Genomic DNA, 21,277 nt, shown 5'->3' on the forward strand with positions numbered 1-21,277 from the left:
AAGTTTGTTCGAATCACCCGTATATGGCTATATATTCAGGAGTTCCTTTAACAGTGGCCACGGATCTTCATAGGTACACTCAGTATAACCGTTAAACTTAAGCTTCGGCCTGTATCCGGGTAGCGTTCGCTTTAGCTCGTTTTCTAATCTGAGCGCCTCACAGAGCGGCTTGCTTACAGCATGCTCAATGTTCCAGCTATACATATCAAAGAAGGAAAAACGATTTTCCGGATATTTACTTGTCGTGTGCCCGACCTTAAAGAACTTCTCCTCACAACTTTCCATGCACACAATATACACCCAGGCATCAACTCTGCCGAGCTCCGGCTCATTTTCTAACCGAACATCAGTAATCCCCCCGATTCCTTTTCGCTTAAGAAATCCGCATTCCGGACATCCATCACCTCTACTCAAATGTTTTGTTGGCGTTACTTCAAACGAGCCATGCGCAGCACAGATAACTTTAATCTTTGTATAAGCATTAATGTAGTCGACTTCCGAATAGTCATACTTCGCACCATGTTTATTTCTAGCATCAAGAATGAACGCCTCTTTTTCCTTGCGTCTCATACTCCTTCTTTCATCCCAACATTTCGGACAGCCCATCCCACGAGAGTGCTGGTAAAAATCTTGCGAAAAAAGTCCATGCCTGGGACATCTGATTCGTACCTTGTCGCAGGAACTCCCCTCTGCTGGCACTAACGCGTAGTCATAAAAATCCTTATGTTTTTTTCTTGCTCGCTCAATATTGGCTCGCATTCCTAATTCACGACACTTCCCTCTCTGTTCAGCTGCACACCTCTTACATCCACTACCTTTGAGATGAGTATCTGGCGTCTGTTGGAATGGGCCATGCTTTGCGCATTCAATTATCACGCTCGCCCTTGCATTAAGGTAATTAACCTGGGCATAGCCATATCTATTTCCATGGATACGATATGCTCGAGCAACAAACTCGTCTCCACTGGATCTGCACTTGTTAGCTCGCCTGCTCACCCCGCAGTCTTTGCAGCCTTGACCGGTTAGATGATTCGAAGGCTCCATCATAAAAACACCATGATCGGGACATACAATTGGCACCTTAGAACTAGCTGAATAATTTTCTATTTGATCGTAGCAATACTTATCGCCGTGCTTATATTGAGCTTTTGCGATAAATTCACTCAGTGTTTGCCTGCACCTCATGGATCTACTTTTTATACCACAGCCTATGCAGCCGCAGCCCGCCAGGTGGCTTGAGGGTGCTTGCAAAAACTCCCCATGTATTTTGCAGAGCATGGCGACCTTCGTCTTATTGTTTTTATATACGACACCGTCATAACTGTATTTATCTCCATGGACTTTCCTTGCCTTCTCAATAAAGTACCGCCTCCGATCCTGCTTAACTAATGCATTCTGCATAACTTAACTATCGCCATGTTTGATGAGAGGTGGATGGGTAGGATATATCTGAGTTCTCTCAAGCCTTCCCTACTTCTCTTATTGATTGCTAACAAGTCGATTCAAGCTTGCACTATCCAGCCATGTATGGCGGATTGAGGCGGCGTTATTTGCAGTGAATCAATTCAGCCGTTTAATAAAGCGTTAGGGCGCGCGCACCAGGTTTCAGCCACACGTGCGCTCACCGGGAAACGTCAGAATCGAGTTTTGCTCGCCCGCAAACTCCAGCACCAAGGTGAAGTGTTTAGCCTTTTTAATGCGCTAAAACGCTGGGGCTCTGATGCCGGTATTGGAAACCTGTGAACCTGCGCCAGAAATCCCCATGCGCTCGACCTCTCGCCACTCGTAACGCCAAGCCAATATATAAGCGAAGCCCCAACAATATCCGGTCACGTGATTGCAGATCGCCAACTTGCGGTTCTGTTTAGCGAATACGAGAAAGATCGGGGCTGGATAACCCAGCAGATTCGCCGGGTCTAGCCAGAGATCATTCTCCCGAATAATGCTCTCCATCAATGCTTTGCGTGCTTTTGCAACTTGAAAACCAGAAAGCGAGCCCAAACAGCCCCGCCGAGCGAAGGAAGAGCATCACGACACTATTGGTTCGGTTATTCGCTGACAGCATCGACAGCAGGGAACCCTCCGCCCCAACCCAGAAAGTCCGTCTAGCGGAATCGCCAGACCTGCCAGCACTGAAACGTCAGGTTTTTACGATGCCAGCCATTCATGGTTTTCCTGATCAACTATCTGACCAATGTCAGTGCTAGCCGCAAGCTTTCAGCTCAATAGGTACTTATAGAGGCCATCTTAAGCCTGAAATTAAAATTTGTCACTCATAGAGCGTGCACCTATAGAGCGTGGCCCGATAGAGGCGGCACTCATAGCATCTCCGCTCTTTGAGGGGTGAAGATGCCAACCGATCCAAGAGTTCTTTTCGGCCAACGATTGATAGAGGCCAGAAAAGCAAAAAGCTGGTCCCAAGAGCGCCTTGCTCTGGAAAGCGGGCTGGCGCGTAGCTATCTCGGCGGAGTAGAGCGAGGGCAGCGCAACATTGCATTGCTAAATATCTATCGTTTGGCTGAAGCGCTCGACGTCACGCCATCATTCCTGCTTGAACTGCCAAGCCAAGATCAAGCCTGAGCATTTGCCTCGACTGGAACTTCGCGGCGAAATTGCGTCGACTTGCACAGCTGTATGTACCAACCACTCCCACAGTGCAGCGAGCAGCTAGGGCGAACTGCAAGTTCAGGAGCAACACCTGATACAAGACAATGAGTACCTACAGGACACCCTGCTCGTGACCTAGGATGCACTCACGCAGAGCCGCCGCGCGCATGAGCCGATGGTGTATCAACTCACCGAGCTGAAACAGGTCCATAAGGCATTAGAGTAGTGCCACGGCCTAAGAGGAGTGTCTAGTTTGACATCAGGAGTGCTGCACTAGTGTTCCTCCCGGCCACCGAGCGCTACCCCCAGAGAGCCGGGTAAAATCCTCCTGTAGCTCGGCAATCGCCTGGTTAAGTTCACACAGGCTTAAGAACTGGCGGTACCGCAGCCACGCCATGACCCAGCGCTCGACGACCTGTACCACCACCTCGGCTTTGTCCTGTGGCTTACGCGGCCGCGCCGGCAGCATCACGCTGCCGTAATGCCGGGCACACTCCAACGCGGCACGGTTCAAGCCCGGCTCGTAGCGGTCCGGATGGCAATCAGGGCGCGCGGGTTGTCGGGGACGATCATCTCGGTGACGCCGCCAAAGTAGCTGAACGCCTGACTCAGCGCGGTCAGCCAGTCCACCAGGGTTTTCACCGGGCGTGGCGTAGGCATAGGTGTAGCTTGAGGCTCCCAGTGCCGGCGAAGAAATGCGCCCAGGTGATCGCACCGGTGGTTGGATCGATCACCCGTAGCGTCGGGCCGGCGTAGTCGATCAACAGCTTCTCGCCGGCCTGGTGCTGTAGGCGCATCGAACGCTTGAGGGTTCTGGCGTAGCTGCGGTAATGCTCGACGAACCGGGTATTGCGGTAGGTCGGCTGCTCGGGATGGGCGGCGACGTACTCTTCCGACAGCAGTTACAGGGTGACGCCCTTGCGGCGGAGGCTGATCACGTCCGGCACACCCGTTCGCCGCGGGCCTGGCGCACCTTCGCGGTAGGCAACAGCACCTGCGCCAGAGCTACCTCATGTGGGTGCAGATGCGCTCGCTGAGCGAGATCAGATTGGGGGGCAGCTCCATGATCGCCTCCTTCTTACGTGGGGTGGGTTAGAGGGCCTCAGCGACAGCCTTGAAGGCGGCCAACAGCGGCCCGTTGGCGAGTTAGCCATAGCCCGCCGTGCTCGTGGGCATCGAGCAGCAGGACCAGGGCCTCGTTGATCTCGTCGCGGCTGTTGGCGCTGCCGAAGAAGAAGCCGTCGGTGGGCGTGAGGCGGCCCGCCAGCCAGTCGGCTTCCAACTCTTCGACGAGGGCCTCGGTGAGGTACAGGGGCTCGCAGTTGAACTGGTCGGCCGGCAGGCCCGAGTGGCGGGTGACGTGGATGAAGCAATCGAGGCCCATGGCGGACTCCTTCTTAGCTGGGGGTGGGGGGTTCGTGGCGGCTGATCCAGGCGTCGAGGAACGCCAGCCAGGCCGTGGGGTTCTTGCTCAGGGCGGCCGGGTCGCCGGGCACCACGGCCGTGCGACCGTCGGGCAGGGTCTCCACCAGCTGGCGGGCGTAGCGCGCCGGGCGGCAGTTCGGCCCCAGGAAGAAGTCGACGTGGCCCGGATCGAGGCATTCGCCGCGTTCCTCGCTGAGGCTGGCCAGCAGCTGGTCGTCGGCGCCGTACAGGTGCAGCAGCAGCGGGGTGGTGGTGCCGCCACCGAGGTGGAGGATGTGCAGGCCACGCTGGCCGAAACGCTGGGAGGGGGTGCCTTGGCGCATGGTCGGTGCTCCTATTCGAGGGATGGCTCAGATCACCTGGCCGTCATCGTCGATGTCGAGCGCGCCGCGCGTCAGCAGGCCACGGGCGAACAGTTGGAAGATGAATTCGGCGAGCGCGTCCTTGTGCAACTGGCCCAAGGCCTGCGCGGCCTGGGCGTCGTCGATCTCGCCCCGGTAGTAGCGGGCAAGGGTGGTGCGGATGTGCAGGATGGCTTCCTGGGACAGGCCCTTGGGGGTGGTGGTCATGGCCATTGCCTTCTTAGCTGGGTTTTGGTGGGTTTTGCCCGGAATACCGGGCAAGTATCGAAATTTGGGGGGTGATTACTGGAATTGGCTAAACCACCGACCGTGACGGGGTAGCGCGTGGGTATTTTTTCCTTACGGGATTGCTATCGGTTCGAGTGGGTGGGTGGCGGGCCGAGGGGTAGCGCGTAGCGCGTGGGATCGGCAAATGGCGTAGACCTCGGACTTTTAAGTAAGTCGTTGATTTTACTGGGGAAGTTGATTTTTGGGGTCGGACTTTGCCGCGAAAAATCGCCCACAAAATAGAGAAACAGTCAAGCTATTTATCTGTTCATCTGTTTTTTTGGTTCTTTTTCGCCCGAGGTTTTTTCGGCAACCCTCGTTTTCCGTTTTATGACCCCCCTTAGTAATAATATTTTGATTGTTAAAAAATATTATTAGATAGAAGAGAGATAACCGAGAAATCGAGCAAACAACGACCCGGGCCTGCCGGCGGCGTACCTGCACACCGGCCAAACGACCCGTTCAAAGATGGGAGGGGTGCTTCCTGCCAGCTCTAGGCCGGGCAGTTGTCGCGTTCAAGGTCCTGCTTGACCCGCTGCACCGTCGACTTGGCGCAGTCGAGCATCGCGGCGGTTTCCCGGATCGGCATGCCGCGACGCAGACAGGCCTTGATCTTGTCGTGCAGCTCGCCGTTGATGGGTCGGCCCTTGTACTTGCCTTGCGCCTGCGCCTTGGCGATCCCCTGCAGGGTGCGCCGCCGCCTGTCCTCGTAGTCCTTGCGCGCCACGGCGGCGAGCATGTCCAGCAACATGCTGTTGATCGCCGACAACATCCGCCCCGTGAAGCTGTCGCCCTGCGCCTCGGCCAGAAACTGGTGCGAGGTCGGCAAGTCGAGGGCGACGATGTGCAGCTCTTTGGCGGCGATGATGCTGCGCAGTTGGAGCCAATCGGCGGCCTCCAACCTGCTCAGCCGGTCGACCTGCTCGCACAAGAGAATGTCGCCGGGCTGGGCGTCCCTCAGCAGGCGGAACAGTTCCGGTCGGTGGAGTTTGGTGCCGCTCTCGTTCTCCAGGTAGAAGGCCGCGATGTGCTGGCCGTGCTCCTGGGCGAAATCGACGAGCATCTGCCGTGCTCGATCCACGTCCTGCTCCACAGTGGACGCGCGCAGGTACGCCCGGACAAAGCGGGGTTTTGGGGTCATGTTGCCTCCTGGGCTGTTTTAAGGTGCCGATATACAACGTACCGTTTTAAGTGACGAATCACTAGAAAAAGGCACACTTATCGAGGGCGCTGGGGCGGGCAGCTTGAGGGATGCTCAAAAGACGCGACCAACGGCATTGACGCCTAGCGTTTCTTGTCGCGCTGGAGGGCTTTGGCCCATTCTGGGTAACCCGGGTCTCGGCCCATAGGCTCTGAAAAGAGCGATCACCCCAGTCGCCAACCCCACTAATTGAGGATACGGCGTCGCGCACTCTCCCTAGGGCATGCCCTCCTCCATGAGAGGACCGACAAATAACACTAACAGCCATTTCGATATGCAGGCAGGCCTATATAGATATTAAGACAACCAATAACGGTACAATACTGATCGCGCCACACTGGTTTTGAGCCAACGCTATATGTGCTTGCCGCGGCAGTGAGCGTGCCAACCAAGCACCCCGGCCACGACTTTTACCCGATCATCTGTCCGAAAGCGGTACACAGACCCTATCACCACCCTCACCCACACTTAAATCCCATCGGTACATTGTACAAATCCCTGAAACTGCCCCAGTTATCGGAAAAAAATACCGATGACCAATACAACCAAGAGCCAAGGCACATCTATATCGATGCGCTCAACCTAATCCCAAAAGGCACACGATCACTTTGTGTGATCGCACTTACCTGACCACCCGTTTGCACACCAACTGGCCAGCCATTTGTATTTACGCTGACTAGCTGTTTGCAGTAGATGGGTGTCAGCGGGCGCTACTCAGGAGAGCATCAGACAAGCACTGAAGGACAAAAACCGACCCATTGCTGCCGTTCACGGCCTACTCGGAGTAGGCGTGGTGACGGTGGGTTTGGGCTTAGGAAAGAAAGCTGAAGCGTAGTCACGCAAAGTGGGGACTTTACCTTCCCGTCCGCAGAGACACCGATGACAGATAGGTTTCAACCGAGCCCTTCACACTGCTCATACGGGTTTGCTTGCTCCGCAGACCTCGATGGCCTGCTGTCTTCCTCCTAGCCAGCTGCTGGGCTTTTGCAGCTTTGCCAGCCCCATCTCCAACGGAACGTCCAGCACGTCCGCCCACGGTGTTTTGAATATAGGTGGCGAGTACGGGAGCAAGAGAGTCCGGCGGGGAGGTACGGTTTCGTCTCGTACCGAGGCAGGCTGTTGAAGAGCAGAAAATAAAGCAGTCCCCTTTTTCGTGGCGATCGCCCGCTTCCTGCTGAAGAACATTGCCTCAATACCCCGTCAGCTCCAGGTAGCCCACGCCCTGATGGCTGCCACTGAAACGGATGGGCCCCTCCCAGTAAGGGAAGCGGGTATCCATCCAGGCATTCTCCTGCACCGGCGTGCTGCTGATGGCGAAACCCTGGCTGGCGATGCGCAGCGACCAGCGGGTCGGTAGCCGACGGCCGGCGACCCGGCTGTACTGCAAGGGGGTCATGACGATGTCCTGGCTAGCCAGCGCGCGGGGCTGGCCGCTGGCACTGATCCAGGTGCCGGCGCGGTAGTGTGCGCCGTCGGCATGGCGCAGCTGGAACAGCATGAGCTTCTCGCCCGTATCCAGATGCAGGGAGAACCAGTCCCACCCGCTCTGGTCGGGCGCCAGGTACTGGCTGGTCCACTCACGGTCTAGCCAGGCCGGGCCCTTTACTCGGTACGAGCGGCCTTGCAACTGGATGGTGCCCTGGGCCTGGAAGAACGGCTGACTGTAGTAGTAGGACGCCTGCCCTTGGCCGGACTTCTGGCTGAAGCCCTGCTCGCCGTGCAGCACCGGCGGGCGGCTGCTGAGCAGGCGCAGGCGATAGCTGAAGGCGCCGCCCTTGGCGTGCAGATCCAGCTCGCCCAGCCCCGCGTTCGCCGGCTTGCGGCTGCTGAACTGCCAATCGTCGATCCAGGCCTTGAAGGGCGAGGCGTCGACGCCGACCTGGCCGATGCCGCCGCGGGCGAAGGTTTCCGCGGAGCGATGGCCATGCGGGCCGGTCAGCCCGGCATGGCCCATCCACAGGTTCTGGTTGCTCCAACCCTCACTCGTGGAGCCGGGCTGCAAGGCACTGCGGAACAGCGTCCACTGCACGCCCCAGGCACGGCCCTGCTCATCCTCCAGATTGGCCGTCACATACCACCATTCGATGCGGTAATCCGGGTGCGCGCCGTGATCGGCCGGGAAGCTGAAGGCCCGGCCCGGGGTCACCTGGGCAAAGTTCGCCGCGGCGCTGCCGAGCCCGGCAAAACCCTCGGCAGGCGGCGGTTCGGCATCGCAGGCGCCGAGCAGCAAGCCCGCGAGGAGCACCAGGCGCAGGCTAGCGTTCATCGGCGAAGGTCCTCAGCAACTCGGCCGGGGGTGGTCCGCCCGAGCTTCCACAGCGGCCAGGCGGCGGCCAGTAGAGTGGCGAGCACGGCCATGGCCAGCAGTTGCAGGAGCTGCCAGGGAAACACATGCAGCGGCAGGCGCCAGCCAAAGGCCTGCACGTTGATCACCGCGACCAGGCACCAGGCCAGCACCAGCCCCAGCGGCACCGCCAGCAGCAGGGTGATCAGCGCCAGCAGCAGGGTCTGGCCGAGGCTGAGCCAGGCCAGCTGCGCTCGACTCACCCCCAGCGCCCAGAGCGGTGCCAGTTGGCTCAGGCGCGCCTGGCCGAGGGTCAGCAGGTTGATGAACAGCGCCACGCCGGCCACTCCCAGGGTCAGGCTGTTGAGCGCGGCGGTGGCGGCAAAGGTGCGTTCGAATATGCGGGTCGACCAGGCCTTGAGTTCGCTCTGATCGATGATCCGGTCGCTGCCCAGGGCAAAGGTCTGCTGCAGGGCCTGCATCAGCTCGGGGACCTCGGCGGCAGGCAGGTGCAGGCTGTAGCTGCTCGGGCTCAACCCCGGCCAGTGCTGTTGCAAGCCCGAGGCATTGACCAGCAGATGCCCTTTCGGATTGCCGTAGTCGGCATAGATGCCGGCGACTACCAGCCGCCATTCGCCTTTAGGGGTTGGCAGGCTCAGGCTCTCGCCCAGCTGCAGGTTCAAGCGTCGCGCCAGCTGCTCGCTTAGCATCAGCGCCTGTTGCCGGGCCAGTTGCTCCCAGGCATCGGGGCTGGCGCTTAGCAGTGGCCAGTGGGCACGGTAGGCCGGGTGATCGAGTATGCCGCTGAGCTGCGCCGGCCAGCCCTGCAGCTGCAGCTCGACCCGCCAGCTCGGCAGTACCGCGCTGACCTGTGGCTGGCGGGCCAACCAGGCGCCGATGGCCAGGGCTTGTTGCGGATCCTGCGGGGTGAGGTACAGCTCGGCGGCCAGGCGCTGATCGAGCCAGCCGGCAAAGGTCTGGCGAAAGCCCTCGGTCATGCTGCCGACGCCGATATTCGCCGCCAGCGCCAGCAGCAGGGCCATCAGCGCCAGCGCCAGACCCGGCAGCTGCTGGCGACTGTCGGCGACGAACCACTGCGCCAGCGGCGAGCGGCAGCGCGGCAGCAGGCCCTCCAGCAGCAGGTTCAGGCATAGCGGCAAACTCAGGGCCGCCGCCAGCAGCAAAGCGGCGAGCAGGACGAAGCCGGCGATCAGGCTGTTGCCGCCCAGCAGCGCGACCAGCGCCAGCACACCGAGCGCCGCCGCCAGCAGGGCCTGGCGGCGCAACCAGAGCGCCTGGGCCTGCTGCCACGCCTCGGGCTGAGCCAAGGCCAGCAGCGGCAAGCGCGCGGCCCTGAGCAGGCTGCCGGCGCCGGCGAGCAAGGCGCCGAGCAGGCTCATGGCCAGCCCGCCGAGCCACCACTGCGGGCTGAGGCTGAGCTGCCCGGCGACCTCGGCGCCATACAGGCCACGCAAGCTGGCCACCACATCCGGCAACAGCAGGCTGGCCAGCCAGTAACCACTGAGCACGCCAGCCAGGCCGCCGAGCAAGGCCAGGCCGCAGAGTTCCAGGGCAAGGGCGCCCAGCAGGGTGCGGACGCTCACCCCGCAGGCCCGCAGGGTGCGCAACAGCGCGCGGCGCTGCTCCAGCGCCAGGCCGATGGCGGCATGCACGATGAACAGCCCGACGACAAAGGCCAGCAAACCGAGGGCGGTGAGATTGAGGTGGAAGCTGTCGGTGAGCCGGCCCAGATCGGCCGCTTCGCTGCGACGGTTCAGCACCAGTTGCTCGGCCAGTTGCGGCGGCAGGCGCGGATTACTGCGGGCGAAATCGCCGGCCAGCAGCAACCGGGACAGCTGCTGTGGTGCATCGAGCAGGCGTTGGGCGACGCCGATATCCACCAGCAGCACGCCCGGCGCCAACTGCGGCCGCAGCTCCAGCGGCGGCAAGGCTTGCCCGGCCTCGGTCAGCGGTTGCGCCCCGGCTGCCAGGCCGAGGGCCGCGAGGGTGTCGGGGGCAATCCAGGTGCGCCCGGGCTGGCCAAGAAAGGCGGCCAGGTCCAGGCGCTCGATAGCTTGCCCGGCCAGCGAGGTGTCGGCCGGCAAGGTCAGGGGTTCGATGCCGATCAGCTGCAGGCGCTGTTCGGCCTGCCCCCGCAGGCGCAAGCGGCCCTGCAGGACTGGCGATACCGGCCAGCCGGCACGTCGCAGTTCGATGAAGTACTGCTGCGCAAACAGCCCGCCGTTGCGGGCACTGAGCGCGTATTGGTCAGCGCCGGCCAGCAGTTGGCTGGCCCGCGCATAGCTTTCCCGGGCCTGGCTGTTCAGCGCCTGCACACCCGTCCATAGGCTGGTGGCCAGCCACAGACCGGTCAGCACACTGAAGAACTGCACGGGATGCCGGCGCCAATGGCTGAACAGACCACTCAGCGTCCAGTAGAAAATCCGCATGTCAGGCCTCGCCTCGCGCCAATAGGCGGCCGCCCTGCAAGCTCACGCGCCGCTGCAGGCGCGCCGCCATGCGCGGGCTATGGGTCACCATCAGCAGGCTGGTGGTACTGCCTTCGAGCAGTTGCAGCAGCAGCTCCAGCACCTCGTCACAGGTCGCCTCATCCAGGCTGCCGGTAGGCTCGTCGGCCAGCAACAACGGCGGTCTGGCGGCCAGCGCTCGGCCCAAGGCCACCCGTTGCTGCTGCCCGCAGGAGAGTTGTTCGGGATAGCGCTTGAGCAGCTGGCCAAGGCCGAGCCGCTGGACCAGCTGCGCCTGCCAGTGCGGGTCATGGCGGCCGGCCAGACGAGCCTGGAAGGCCAGGTTGTCCTCGACCCGCAAGCTGGCAATCAGGTTGAACTGCTGGAAGATCAGACCGATCCCGCTGCACCGCCAGGCCGCCAACTGGCTTTCATCGAGCGCGGCCAGCGAGCGCCCGGCCACCCAGATGCTGCCGGCATCGAAGCGGTCGAGGCCGGCCACCAGGTGCAGCAAGGTGCTCTTGCCGCTGCCGGATTCGCCCATCAACGCCAGGCTGCCGCCCTCCTCCAGCTCGAGGTCGATGCCCCGCAGCACCGCCAGCGGCCCCTGGGGAGTCGGGTAGCTTTTGCATAGGCCCTGGATCTTCAGCATCGGTGTGCGGCCCTATCGAGGCTGTGCCGGCGATGGCTGTGGCAAACAGCCAAGAACGCCCCGCGGCACGACTGGACCGGGGAGAGCCCGGCGCTGCCGGGAACCCTTTTCCGATCTGCGCGGCAGATCCGGGGCAGGTTCTCAGTAATCGCGCTCCAGCCAAGGTGCCTTTAGCTGAGACTAGTCGGGATCAGCCGCAGCGATTTCCCTGCCCGTCCATACGGCACGGACCGCTGCAAGATCGGCTGGCCGCCCATCCGCCCGGCAACAGTTGAACCGGGTCATGACCAAGGCATGGCTATGCTTAATTCGCCGGCGCAACCGATTGTGCCGCCCGGGACCACCAGGGCCGGATGCTCGGCAACGCGGGGCGTGGCTAGGGCTCCCGCATGATTTGCGCGCCGTTAAACCCGATCGGAAAAGGGAGGTTTGCGATGCAACTCATCACCGTGAAAATCGACAAGCCGGAAGCCACGAACTTCATTTTGGGTCAGACGCACTTCATCAAGTCCGTCGAGGACATCCACGAAGCCTTGGTCGGTGCCGTGCCAGGCATCAAGTTTGGCCTGGCCTTTTGCGAAGCCTCGGGCAAATGCCTGGTGCGCTGGTCTGGCACCGATGCCGCGATGATCGAACTGGCCCAGAAGAATGCCCAAGCCATTGCCGCCGGCCATAGCTTCATCATTTTCCTCGGCGACGGCTTCTACCCGCTGAACCTGTTGAACGCCATCAAGATGGTCCCGGAGGTCTGCCGGGTTTTCTGTGCCACCGCCAATCCCACCGAAGTGATTGTCGCCGAGACGGAACAGGGCCGCGGCATACTCGGCGTGGTGGATGGCTTGCGGGTCAACGACATCGAAGGCGACGACGACATCCTCTGGCGCAAGAATTTGTTGCGGCAGATCGGCTACAAGCTGTGACTGCAGCCCGGCCTTGGGGCGGGGTGAAAAAGCCTCAATCCCCCCCGTTGATGAGGCCGAAGACTCAAGCTCATCAACACGTGCGAAATTGCGCCTCACTTGACCGGCGGTTGGCCTTGCCGCTGACCAGTCATATGCATTCGATATGACCACGCATTGGCAACGGGTTGACCACTTACGCGGGTCAGCCGAGCGGCTCAAAACGACCCATAGCTGCCTGTCGCGAATGTCGGAAATCGGCTGTGGATTCAACCGGTGGATGCAACACACTAGATTCTGTGTAAGCAAGAGGAGTGTTGCAAATGAAGCAAAGCCCTCGGATCTATTACACCGAAACCCAAAAGCGCTGATGTGGGAGCATTGGCGAAAGGGAGATTCTCTCCAGCAGATCGCGCAGTTGTTCGACCGTAATCACTCATCAATACAACGCATTTTGGCGGAGACCGGGGGTATCCAGCCTCCTGCGCGCCATCGCTCAAGATTGGCGTTGACTTTGGCTGAGCGCGAAGAGATTTCACGTGCGGTGGTGGCCGGAAAATCGATCCGTTCGGTGGCATCACTACTCGGGCGAGCACCTTCTACCATCAGCCGCGAGATTAAGCGCAATGGCGGTCTGGGAAGCTATCGGGCAAGTCAGGCCGAGCAAGCTACCTGGGGCAGAGCATGTCGTCCCAAGATCTGTAAACTGGCAAAGAACCCAACAGCGGCGCAGATCGTAGCAAGCAAGCTCCAATTGCAGTGGTCGCCGGAGCAAATTGCTGGATGGTTAAAGCGCGAATTTCCAGATGATGCGAGCTCTCAGGTGTCACACGAAGCCCCGCATATGCGGGGCTTCGAGACGCAAGAACCAGTATCTTTCCCAGACCCGACCCTGCTGATTACATGGGCTAGGCCAGATCGTTTTCGAAAATGATCGTTTGCCCCGAACCGAGCCAGGCTTCGGCATTGGCCAGGTAGCGGCTTTCGATGACATCACGCTTGATCTTCAGTGTCGGGGTGAGGAAGCCGTTTTCGATGCTCCAGGTATCCTTCACTACGACCATATAACTCAGCCGTTCATGCGCCTCCAGGCTGCTGTTGACGCTGCCCAGCAATTCCTCCAGTTCAGCCACCCATTCATTGCGGCGTTGCGAATCGGCGAGGGCGCTGCGTCCTTCTGGTGAAAGCATGAGCAGTGCAAAGGGCTGTGGCTGAGACGGGCCGGTGACGCAGATCGCCTCAATTGCCTTGTGACCGAAGCGGTTTTCGATAGGCACGGGTGCCACGTACTTACCCTTGCTGGTCTTGAACAGTTCCTTCACCCGACCGGTGATTCTCAGCCGTTCCTCCTCGTCCAGAACGCCGCGGTCGCCAGTTTTGAAGTAGCCGTCTGCCGTCATGCTTTGGGCGGTCAGTTCCGGCTGCTTGTAATAACCCATCATCTGCGTCGGGCAGGCGACCAGGATCTCACCTTCTTCCGAGATGCGGCAGCGAACCCCCGGTAGCGCCTGGCCCACATAACCCACGCGCACCTGTCCGGGGCGGCTGTAATGGGAGTAGCAGAAGTTCTCAGACATGCCGTAGACATCCAGCAGCTCGAGCCCCAGGTTGCGGTACCAACTGACGATCTCCGGCGGCAGTGGCGCCGAACCGGTAAAGGCGATGCGCGTCTGGTCCAGCCCCAGCATGACCAGCACCTGCTTCCGGAGGGCAGCGCCGGCCTCGCACTGGCTGAAGAGCAGCGTCTGCTGTTCGGCCGTCAGCCGGGCGCAAGTCGCTTGGTAGAACTTGGTCCAGAGCCTCGGCATGGAGATGAAGATCGACGGCCGCGCCCGCGCCAGATCCTGGGTAAAGGTTTCAAGACTGTCGTTGAAGAAAATCTGGACCCCATGGCATAGGGAATTGGATTCCACTGAGGATCGTTCTGCTGCATGCGCCAGGGGCAGATAGGAGAGCATGCGCTCCCCGGGCATCAAGTTGCAGAAATCGCCACCGGCGAGGGTGGCGTAGGTATGCATGACACCGAAGCTATGCATCACCCCTTTCGGCTTACCAGTGGTGCCGGAGGTATAGATGATGGTGGCCAGCTCGCTGGGTTCCGGCAGGTGAACGTCTTGCAGCGGCGGGTGGACTGCGATCAGATCGTCCCATTGCGCATAGTTGCCTGCCGGCGCCAAGGGCAAGGCTATGACCGGCATACCCGCCGGAAGCATGTCGTGGATGTTGCTGCCGGCCTCCATCCTGCCGAGGAACAGCAGCCGGACGCTGGCATGCTCGATGACGTAGCGCAGGGCGTCCTCACTCATCGTCGGATACAGCGGGACGGAGACATGACCGGCCATCCAGATCGCCAGGTCGGCGATGATCCAGTGCGCGCTATTCTTGCCAATGATCGCGATGGTGCTGCCGGCAGGCAGCGCCAGCGAATTCAGGTAGGTCGCCATCCGACGCGCCTGGTCACCGACCTCGCGCCAGCTGTAGTCGGCAACGCCACCGGGCACAGGCTGGGTCAGGTAGATGGCATCGGGCCGGGTTTCTTCCCAGTGCAGGAAGCGATGGAGCAAAGTCGTCGAATTATTGTTGTTCATGCAATGTTCCCTTCCAGGCTATTTCAAGTCGTCACGCTCTAGGACCAATCATGCTTGTCAGCCGCCAATACGGCTGCCCCGATTCATGCGCCGCACCAATCGTGCAATACCCTCTTTGTGTCCTGGCCGCGAGCCGGTATGGCGCCGGGCGAAGCGGTCGAGGTGACTGAGAAGCGTGGTGCCGGGCCGGCCTGCAGGACGCCGTCAACCCGACTGTAGATGCCCCGCTCCCGCATATGCGGATGCGCCGCCGCCTCGTCGACATTGAGCACCGGCGCAAAGCAGGCGTCGGAACCTTCCAGCAGCGCACACCACTCGTCACGTGTCCTTGTCGCGAACAGGGCAGCGAAGCCGTCATGCAGGCGCGGCCAGTGGGCCGGATCGGCGCTTTGCACGTAGTCCGGATCATCGTTCAGCCCAAGCTTCTCCAGCAACAGCCTGTAGAAGCGTGGCTCCACCGCGCCTACGGAAATGAACTGGCCGTCGGAACACCTGTACGTGCGGTACCACTGCGGCCCATCCAGAATGCTCTTGCCACGCTCATTGCTCATCTGGCCCGCCGATTTCAGACTGAGCAGCAGGTTCAGCATGTGGGCGCTGCCATCGACGATGGCGGCATCCACCACCTGCCCTTGTCCGGTGGTGCGCGCGTTCATGATGCCAGCGAGTACGCCTATCGTCAGATAGAGCGCACCCCCACCGACATCGCCCACCAGGCTCGGCGGGACAATCGGCGTCTCACCGGGCTGGCCGGACCACCACAGGGCGCCGGAGAGAGCGACGTAGTTCAGATCATGCCCCGCGGCCTGGGCCAACGGCCCGCTCTGGCCCCAGCCGGTCATGCGGCCATAAATCAGTCTCGGATTGCGCGCCAGGCACACTTCTGGCCCGAGCCCCAGGCGCTCCATCACACCGGGACGCATGCCTTCGATCAGGGCGTCGCAGCTTTGCGCCAGCTGCAGCACGGTGTCGATGCCTTCCTGGCTCTTGAGATCGACTGCTATCGAGCGCTTGCCGCGGTTGAAGACCGCATGCTTGCCGAAGTCGACATCTTCCGGCCCCGTCTCTAGCCGATCCACCAGCACGACATCCGCTCCTAGGTCTGCGAGCAACATGCCGCAGAACGGCGCTGGCCCGAGTCCCGCGATTTCCAGAATTCTCAGTCCAGCCAGAGGACCGCTGCGATCTTGCGTCATGAAATCTACTCTCCCTTCCTGTTGGAACGCCTCGAGGCCGGCATCGGGTTGAAAGTCCATGGCGGGCTCCCGTCAGTCTTTGCGGTACATGGTGACCACGGCCGCACCACCGATACCGATGTTGTGCTGCAAGGCGATGCGCGCACCCTCGACCTGACGCTGCTCGGCCTGGCCGCGCAACTGCAGGACCAGCTCGGTGCACTGTGCGAGGCCGGTGGCGCCGATCGGGTGGCCCTTGCAGAGCAGGCCGCCGGAAGGGTTGACCACAAATTTACCGCCGTAGGTGTTGTCGCCGTCGTCGACAAACTTCTGCGCGCCGCCTTCTGGGCACAGGCCTAGCGATTCGTAGGTGAGCAGCTCGTTCTGTGCGAAGCAGTCGTGCAGCTCCACGACATCGACATCCGCAGCGCCCACGCCAGCCATCTCGTAGACTTTGTTGGCCGCCGCGCGGGACATGGAGTAACCAGCGAGATCACGCATGTCGCCGGAGGTGAAGGTTTCCGCGCCGTCAGTGGTCAGTGCCTGACCAGCAATGGACACGCTGCGGTCGAGGCCGTGTTTCTTCGCGTAGGACTCGCTGCACAGCACCACAGCGCCGGCACCACAGGTCGGCGGGCAGGCCATCGAGCGGGTCATCACGCCCGGCCACATCATCTGCTCGGCGAGCACGTCTTCGACGGTGACGATCTTGCGGAATACTGCCTTGGGGTTGTTCGCCGCATGGCGGCTGGCCTTGGCGCGGATCTTGGCGAAGGTCTCCAGCGGGGTGCCGAAGCGCTTCATGTGCTCGATCCCGGCACAGCCGAAGATGCGCAGAGCGGCGGGGATTTCTGCCGCACCGGCAACGCCTTTGTCGCACTGATCGAGGAACAGCTCCAGCGGGCTGGGACGGTCGGCGAAGGCGCTGGGAATCGCACCGGGGACCATCTGTTCGAAGCCGAAGGCCAGCACGATGTCGACCATGCCGCTGGCGATCGCCTGGTTGGCCAGGAACAGCGCGGTCGAGCCGCTGGCGCAGTTGTTGTTGACGTTGATCACCGGGATGCCAGTCATGCCGACGTTGTAGAGCACGCGCTGACCGGAGGTGGAATCGCCGAAGACATAGCTGGCGTAAGCCTGCTGGATCGACTCGTAGCCGACCCCGGCGTCAGCCAGGGCGATGCGCACCGCCTGCTCGCCCATCACCGGATAGGTTTCGCTCTGGCCGGGCTTGGTGAATGGAATCATGCCGACACCGGCGACCACGATTTTTTGACTCATTTGCTTCTCCTCAAAATCACTCATCCCAGCCGAGGTGCCATAGCAGCCACGGAAAGCCGTTTCGAGCTTCAGGAATATTCACGTTGCGGGAGCTGCCGCCCCTCAGGACCTAGATAGAAAACGGCGGCCATGGCGACATCCGCCAACACCACTCCAAGCCAGGCGGACTCAGGACATGAATCGCGCCGTGCCGCGGTACAGCAGCCCTTCCTTGTCCCGGAAACGTCTCACCGCCTCGCTGTTGTAGCGGCTGCCTACGCAGAGCGACTGCGCCATCGCCTCGAACTGGGTCATGGTTTCGCGGTCACTTTCGAAGCTGCGGTTCAGCAGGGTCTTCACCAGGCCAAGGGCCTGCAGCGGCGCATCATCGAACTGCCGGGCATACTCCAGCGCCCGTTCAACCAATTGTTCGGCTGGCACCTGCACCTGGGCTAGGCCCAGCTCAAGCGCCTCCTCCGCGCCGACAGGGCGGGCCGAGAACAGGATTTCCTTGGCACGCGACAGACCAATCAGGCGTGGCAGCCAGTGGAGCAGCGATAGATCCGGTACCAGGCCCAGGCAGAGAAAGCTCGATTGCAACCGGGCTTTAGGAGTGACGAAGACGAAATCCGCCATCAGCGCGAGGGAGAAGCCGGCGCCCGCTGCTGCACCATCCACCGCAGCGATCACCGGCTTCTCCAGCTCCTGCAGCTCACGGAGCCAGCGGTGAAAATCCAGCACGGCTTCGCGCCCTGCGAAGACGGGTTCGTCACTACTCACCGATCCGTCCAGATCGAAACCGGAGCAGAACGCCCCACCTGCGCCAGTCAGCACCACCGAACGCACCGTGCGGTCGGTGCGCGCGGCGCGCAGCACCTCCGGCAGCGCCTGGCAGATTGCCTGATCGAGGGCGTTCTTCTTCTGCGGTCGGTTCAGGGTGATGACCGCGGTCTTGCCGACCTTTTCAAACAACACTGCGTCGTTCATTGCGCTTCTCTCTCCAGTTACGCGGCGGAAGCCCAGCGGGCTCTCCATGGCTGCAGCATGCGAGGAGGGTGGACGGGACACGCCTATCTTCAGGGTAGGGGTAGGTAGTGGGCGAGGACATGGTGCCGCTGGCCAAGGGCGGGGCGCAGCAGCCACAACACAAAACGCCCGATGCGGCACATCGGGCGTTTGGTCGGCGGGGAGGTCGGAGCGGGGCCTTGCAGGCCAGCACTACTTCAACGAAGCAGCCCCTGCTGGCGCGCCATGGACACGGCGGCGTAGCGGCTGGGCACGCCCAGCTTGGTGAGGATGTTATTCACATTCCATTTCACCGTTCCCAGAGTGAGATTGAGCGTGAGGGCAATGCGCTTGTTGGACATTGTCTCGGCCATCAGCCGCAGCACCTCCATCTCGCGTGGCGTCAGGCTGACCGGGTGGCCGCCGGCGAGCAGGCGGTTGAGCGGCGGCGTTTCCGCGGTTTCCGCGGCTGGCCCGGCCGGCGCATCGCTGCGCCACATTTCGGTGAGGTAACGATGGCAGCGCTCATCCAGCGTCTGTGTCTCGCTTAAGCGCTGCAGCAGGCCGGCCAGACGTGGGCCTTCGTCCAGCAGGGTACGGCGCAAGCCGCACTGTACGGCGTCGTCCACTGCCTCGCGTAGGCACGCCATGGCCGAGTCCTCCTGGCCCAGGTCGGTATGGGCGAGCGCCGCGAGGAGACGCGCCTGGACGTGGGTCTGGCGCCGCCCATAACGCTCAGCGAAGCGGCCGACCAGGGCCAAGGATTCGAGCGCACGCGCCGGTTCGTGCTGCGCCAGGGCCAATCGGGCACGGGCCAAGGCGAGGATGATCACGACTTCATCCTGGCAATCGCCGCGAAAGCGCTCGACCAGCCCTTCCAGCCGCTCCAGGCGTTCGGCGGCGTGGCGGATCTTGCTTTGGGCCAGCCAGGCCTTGACCTGCTCGGCCAGCATGAGCGCCTGCAGCCGGTCCAGGCCCAGTTGCTGAAAGTGCGCCGCCTGGGATTCGAGGAAGTTCAGCAGCACCTGGGGGGGCTCGCGCAGCGCGGCGATGCGGGCGCGGCACAGCGAGGCGAGGATCATCACGTCGGGCATGGCCGCCTGCAGGATGCTACCGCGGTTGACCAGCACCGCCAGGGCATCGTCGATACGGTCCAGTTCGTAGTACGCAGTACACAGCGGGCCGGCGCACACGTTGGCCGCAACCGAGCCCCGCCCGTAGCCCGCTTCGGCACGCGCAAGCAGAGCCGCTCCCAGCCGCGTCACCTCGTCGACGTCGCCATTGCGCATCTTGGCCAGAATCAGGGTGCTCTCATAGACCAGGGCCATGTCGCTCGCGTGGTCCTCGCCGGCGATGGGGTATTCCACGTGCAGCCGCTGCACATCCGCCACTCGGCCCACCAACAGGTAGGCACAGGCCAGCGTCGTCAGACTGATGTAACGCAGCGGGCGGTTGGCCAGCACCGCCTGCAACGACGGTTCCAGCAGGCTGATGACCCGCCGCGGGTTGTCGCGTTGCAGGGCGACGGTGGCGTCGACCAGGGCAAAACTTGAGGACAACGCCGGAATGCGCGCCGCCTCGGTGCGGCGGATCTGTTCCATCCAGCGGGCGGCCTGCTCCGGGCGGGCGGTGAAGGCATAGGTTAGGCAGCCGAGGATGAACAGCCGAGGATGGGCGAACAGGGTCTCCTGAGGCAACAGTTCGAGCAGGGTCAGCATCGGGCTGATATAGGCCATGCTCCATTGCGCGTTGCCGACGCGTTCCATGGCGGCGACGGCGAAATCCAGGTCGTGGCACAGGTTGGCGTGACGCAACGCCTCGACCAACAGCTCGCGCTCGGCAAACCATTGGCTGGCGCGCCGGTGTAGCGCGTCCACCGCCGCCGCTTCGCGCTTGGCCAGGCGCTTCGCGAGGAACTCACTGAACAGCGGATGCAGGCGGTACCAGGGCAGATTGTCCGCCGAGTCCACCCGATAGATCAGCAGGTTTTCCAGCTCGGCCCGCCGTATCAGCTCCGCGGCCTGATCGTTGCCCGTCACGAATGCGGTCAGATCAGCGTTGAAGCGGCGAAAGGGCGACAGCTGTTCCAGCAGCTGGATCAGCTCCGGCGCCAGGCAGGCGAGCACATCCTCTTCCAGGTACGCGTGCAGATCACTCGATTTCAGCACTTCGCGCAGCCGGGTCCGCGACGCCGGGCGAATACGCAGCGCGGTGGCAATCGGCTGCAGACTGGCCGGCCAGCCGCCGGTGAGCGTGTGAATCTGCTGTTCCTCGTCGGCGCTCAGCTCCAGGCCCGCCAGGTTGCGCTCGAAGAACACCCGCGTCTCGGCCACGTCGAACGGCAGTTCGGCAAAGTTGATCTCCGCCGCCTGCCCTTGCATGCGCAGCCGGCCGAGGCTCAATGGCAGCGCGCTACGCGAGGCGACGACCAGGTGCAGGTTGGCTGGGCCGTGGTCCAGCAGTTTCTGCAACAGGCGGTGCGCCAGCGGGGACTCGACATTCTGGTAATCGTCGATCAGCAAATACAGCTCGCGCATGGCCTGCTCAGCCAGGCGCGTGACCGCCGCGACCAGGATGTTGAGCGAGTACTCGCTGGGTTCGCCGTCGACCAGGCCGCTCTCCACCGCGATGCCCAGGCGCTGCAAGGCCGCCACCAAGTAGGCGCTGAATCCGGGGTAGTCGCGATCCTCCTGGCTGAGCGATAGCCAGACCACGTCGAGCCCCTCCTTGAGCAACATCTGGCGCCACTGCGCAAGCAACAGGGTCTTGCCGAAGCCGGCAGCGCCGGAGATCAGCGTGAGCTTGCCCTGGCGCACCTCGTTCAGCCGCTCCAACAGCTGAGTGCGCGGGATATGCCGGGCGTTCAGCCGCGGCGGAGAAAACTTGGTCACGATCAGCAGATCGTCGGAGTTCATCGGAGACGCTTGCATCCTAGTTATTTCGCTCTTTCTCGCCCGTCGGCCAGTCCGACATCGTGCAGCACCGGCGACAACTTCTGCCAGCGGTCGGCAACACGCTTTACTGACTCCTGCCCCATCCTCCACCAGCCAGCGGAGCCGCGCAACGGCCGAAAAGATAGGGAGC

General features: G+C 61.9%; 14 protein-coding genes and 3 pseudogenes. 3 read left to right on the forward strand and 14 right to left on the reverse strand.

The features are described from left to right. Positions 1–27: 27 nt before the first annotated feature. Positions 28–1,401, reverse strand: coding sequence for a hypothetical protein (locus NVV93_RS10880; RefSeq protein ID WP_258250683.1), 1,374 nt, complete (start codon positions 1,399–1,401; stop codon positions 28–30). Between the two features lie 948 nt (positions 1,402–2,349). Between NVV93_RS10880 and NVV93_RS10885 the strand changes: the two genes are divergently transcribed. Then, complete coding sequence (locus tag NVV93_RS10885; RefSeq protein WP_119956463.1) at positions 2,350–2,580, forward strand: helix-turn-helix domain-containing protein; 231 nt, start codon at positions 2,350–2,352, stop codon at positions 2,578–2,580. 316 nt (positions 2,581–2,896) lie between these two features. Here NVV93_RS10885 and istA read toward each other — a convergent pair. The 8 genes and pseudogenes from istA to NVV93_RS10925 all read right to left on the reverse strand — a co-directional run. Beyond that, a pseudogene (gene istA / locus NVV93_RS10890) lies at positions 2,897–3,619 on the reverse strand (IS21 family transposase); the annotation flags it as partial. A gap of 90 nt (positions 3,620–3,709) precedes the next feature. After that, on the reverse strand, positions 3,710–3,991 hold the full coding sequence (locus NVV93_RS10895) for a hypothetical protein (RefSeq protein ID WP_258250684.1): 282 nt from the start codon (positions 3,989–3,991) through the stop codon (positions 3,710–3,712). Between the two features lie 13 nt (positions 3,992–4,004). Continuing rightward, complete coding sequence (locus NVV93_RS10900; RefSeq protein ID WP_258250685.1) at positions 4,005–4,355, reverse strand: hypothetical protein; 351 nt, start codon at positions 4,353–4,355, stop codon at positions 4,005–4,007. Between the two features lie 27 nt (positions 4,356–4,382). Further along, on the reverse strand, positions 4,383–4,601 hold the full coding sequence (locus NVV93_RS10905; protein WP_258250686.1) for a hypothetical protein: 219 nt from the start codon (positions 4,599–4,601) through the stop codon (positions 4,383–4,385). A 553-nt stretch (positions 4,602–5,154) separates the two neighbouring features. Next, positions 5,155–5,802, reverse strand: coding sequence for a recombinase family protein (locus NVV93_RS10910; protein ID WP_258250687.1), 648 nt, complete (start codon positions 5,800–5,802; stop codon positions 5,155–5,157). 1,249 nt (positions 5,803–7,051) lie between these two features. Continuing rightward, a complete protein-coding gene (locus tag NVV93_RS10915) occupies positions 7,052–8,128 on the reverse strand; it encodes a lipocalin-like domain-containing protein (protein ID WP_258250688.1) in 1,077 nt (358 codons plus the stop codon). Then, positions 8,118–10,596 (reverse strand): annotated as a pseudogene (locus NVV93_RS10920) (ABC transporter permease). Before NVV93_RS10920 ends, NVV93_RS10915 begins: the two are co-directional and overlap by 11 nt. 1 nt (position 10,597) lies before the next feature. Then, on the reverse strand, positions 10,598–11,266 hold the full coding sequence (locus NVV93_RS10925) for an ABC transporter ATP-binding protein (RefSeq protein ID WP_258250689.1): 669 nt from the start codon (positions 11,264–11,266) through the stop codon (positions 10,598–10,600). Positions 11,267–11,700: 434 nt separating this feature from the next. Between NVV93_RS10925 and NVV93_RS10930 the strand changes: the two genes are divergently transcribed. Next, positions 11,701–12,186, forward strand: a complete 486-nt coding sequence (locus NVV93_RS10930; protein ID WP_258250509.1) for an adenosine-specific kinase — start codon at positions 11,701–11,703, stop codon at positions 12,184–12,186. A gap of 302 nt (positions 12,187–12,488) precedes the next feature. Then, positions 12,489–13,000: pseudogene (locus NVV93_RS10935) on the forward strand (transposase); the annotation flags it as partial. A gap of 73 nt (positions 13,001–13,073) precedes the next feature. Here NVV93_RS10935 and NVV93_RS10940 read toward each other — a convergent pair. The 5 genes from NVV93_RS10940 to NVV93_RS10960 form a co-directional block, all read right to left on the reverse strand. Next, positions 13,074–14,753: an AMP-binding protein gene (locus tag NVV93_RS10940; RefSeq protein WP_258250690.1), complete on the reverse strand. Its 1,680-nt coding sequence runs from the start codon at positions 14,751–14,753 to the stop codon at positions 13,074–13,076. An 83-nt stretch (positions 14,754–14,836) separates the two neighbouring features. Beyond that, a complete protein-coding gene (locus NVV93_RS10945) occupies positions 14,837–15,949 on the reverse strand; it encodes a CaiB/BaiF CoA-transferase family protein (RefSeq protein WP_258254338.1) in 1,113 nt (370 codons plus the stop codon). A 72-nt stretch (positions 15,950–16,021) separates the two neighbouring features. After that, complete coding sequence (locus tag NVV93_RS10950) at positions 16,022–17,209, reverse strand: lipid-transfer protein (RefSeq protein ID WP_258250691.1); 1,188 nt, start codon at positions 17,207–17,209, stop codon at positions 16,022–16,024. A 168-nt stretch (positions 17,210–17,377) separates the two neighbouring features. Continuing rightward, a complete protein-coding gene (locus tag NVV93_RS10955) occupies positions 17,378–18,223 on the reverse strand; it encodes an enoyl-CoA hydratase/isomerase family protein (RefSeq protein ID WP_258250692.1) in 846 nt (281 codons plus the stop codon). Positions 18,224–18,411: 188 nt separating this feature from the next. Beyond that, entirely contained in the window at positions 18,412–21,108 is a 2,697-nt protein-coding gene (locus tag NVV93_RS10960) for a LuxR C-terminal-related transcriptional regulator (RefSeq protein WP_258250693.1), read from the reverse strand. Between the last annotated feature and the right edge of the window lie 169 nt (positions 21,109–21,277).

Origin of the sequence: Pseudomonas sp. LS44, from assembly GCF_024730785.1 — a bacterium.
In the GTDB taxonomy this organism is placed as follows: domain Bacteria; phylum Pseudomonadota; class Gammaproteobacteria; order Pseudomonadales; family Pseudomonadaceae; genus Aquipseudomonas.